This is a genomic window from Hymenobacter sp. IS2118 (genome assembly GCF_000715495.1).
In the GTDB taxonomy this organism is placed as follows: Bacteria; Bacteroidota; Bacteroidia; order Cytophagales; family Hymenobacteraceae; genus Hymenobacter.
The window spans coordinates 1-1483 of sequence record NZ_JNLX01000061.1 but is presented as its reverse complement, the minus strand read 5'-3'; the positions used below and the strand labels follow the sequence as shown (position 1 = coordinate 1483).

Annotated in this window: 2 protein-coding genes; one reads left to right on the top strand and one right to left on the bottom strand. The window is 63.1% G+C overall.

The genetic code is table 11. The features are described 5' to 3' along the window. The first annotated feature begins 56 nt into the window (after window positions 1–56). Window positions 57–1160 carry an ISAs1 family transposase gene (locus tag GM79_RS04385; RefSeq protein WP_035559885.1) on the top strand — a complete coding sequence of 368 codons (1104 nt, stop codon included), beginning with the start codon at window positions 57–59 and terminating at the stop codon, window positions 1158–1160. Between the two features lie 56 nt (window positions 1161–1216). Here GM79_RS04385 and GM79_RS25350 read toward each other — a convergent pair. Then, window positions 1217–1483, bottom strand: a 267-nt coding sequence (locus GM79_RS25350; protein ID WP_035559883.1) for a hypothetical protein, incomplete at its 5' end; no start/stop codon positions are given.

The window sequence follows — 1483 nt, the reverse complement described above, 5'->3', positions numbered from 1 at the left end:
CAGACTAACCGCACTATGTGCGCAAGGGTAAATTTGCGGCTTACCCCCTTGGTTCGATGTCGTTACTCACCCACTTAGCCGACGTGCCGGACTTCCGGCGGCAGAATAAAAACTTTCGCCACAAACTATTAGACATTCTCGTTATCAGCGTGCTAGCTGTGCTGAGCGGGGCCGACGATTTTGAGGAAATCGCCTGGTTTGGCCAGCAGAAAGAACCCGTCTTTCGGCGCTACCTCTCGCTGGACAACGGTATTCCGTCCGACGATACCTTCCGGCGGGTCTTTCAGCACCTGGACGCGGCGGCGTTCAACGCGGCCTTTCTGGCCTGGATGCGGCAGGTGCTGCCCGCCGACCAACTCGGCCAGGTTTGTATCGACGGTAAGACCCTGCGCGGCTCCGGCCCGCAGGCGCTGCACGTGGTGTCGGCCGTGGCCAGCGCCCAGGGCCTGAGCCTGGCCCAGGTGGCCACGGCGGGCAAAGGCCACGAACTGGCGGCCATCCCCGACGTACTGGCCCTACTCGACGTACGCGGCTGCCTCGTCAGCCTCGATGCGCTCAGCTGCCAACCTGCCATCGCGGCCCAGATTTGCCAGCAAGGCGGTGATTACCTGCTGGCCCTCAAGGAGAACCAGGCCACGCTCTTGGCCGAGGCCGAACGCGCCCTGGCTCAGGTGCCCGCTCGGCAGACGCTCGAATCCTGGAGCCTGGCCTCCCACAACACCCCGCTCTGCACCCAGGTCAGCGTCCAAACCGACCTGCGCTGGGTCGATGAAGAAGGCCGTTGGCCGGGGCTGGCCGCCCTGGTCCGGGTCGCGACCACCCGCCACCCGGTCGACGGACCGGCCCAGTCGCAGGCCGTGCGCTACTACCTCAGCAGCCGCGCGAGCCTGACCCCGGCCCAGGCCACGGCCGCCGTGCGCGACCACTGGGCCATTGAAAACAAGCTCCACTGGCACCTGGACGTGACGCTGGGCGAAGACGCCCACCGCTTGCGCCAGGCCCAAGCCGTGGAAAACCTGGCCCTCGTGCGCAAAATGGCGCTTAACCTGCTGCAACAGGACCCCACACGGGTCAGCATCAAGAAAAAACGAAAGCGGCTCGGATGGAACGATGCCTATTTAGAAGAGCTGCTGACCCAGATTTGCCACCAACTTGCATAGTGCGGTTAGTCTGCCTGTTCGGGCCAGGAACAGGTCTTTCATGAAAGGGAGGAAGCTTATTTGCTACTCTTAGCTTTGTTGTACTTGGCTTGGTAGGCGTCGTAAAGGGTCCAGGGCTTAGCGCCAACGTAATCCATGACCACGGGGTGGAAGCTGGCCGTGCTGGTGGCCACGCTGCTGGTGCGCACCCAACTGCCGACCCCGTTGCGCTGAATCAGGTACTCGCGGGTGATTGCGTCGTAGAAACCGTTGATTTCGGGGATGTAGTAGTATTGCCGGCCCGCTGGGATGGCTGGGCCCCAACTGGGCTTGGTGGCTGCGGC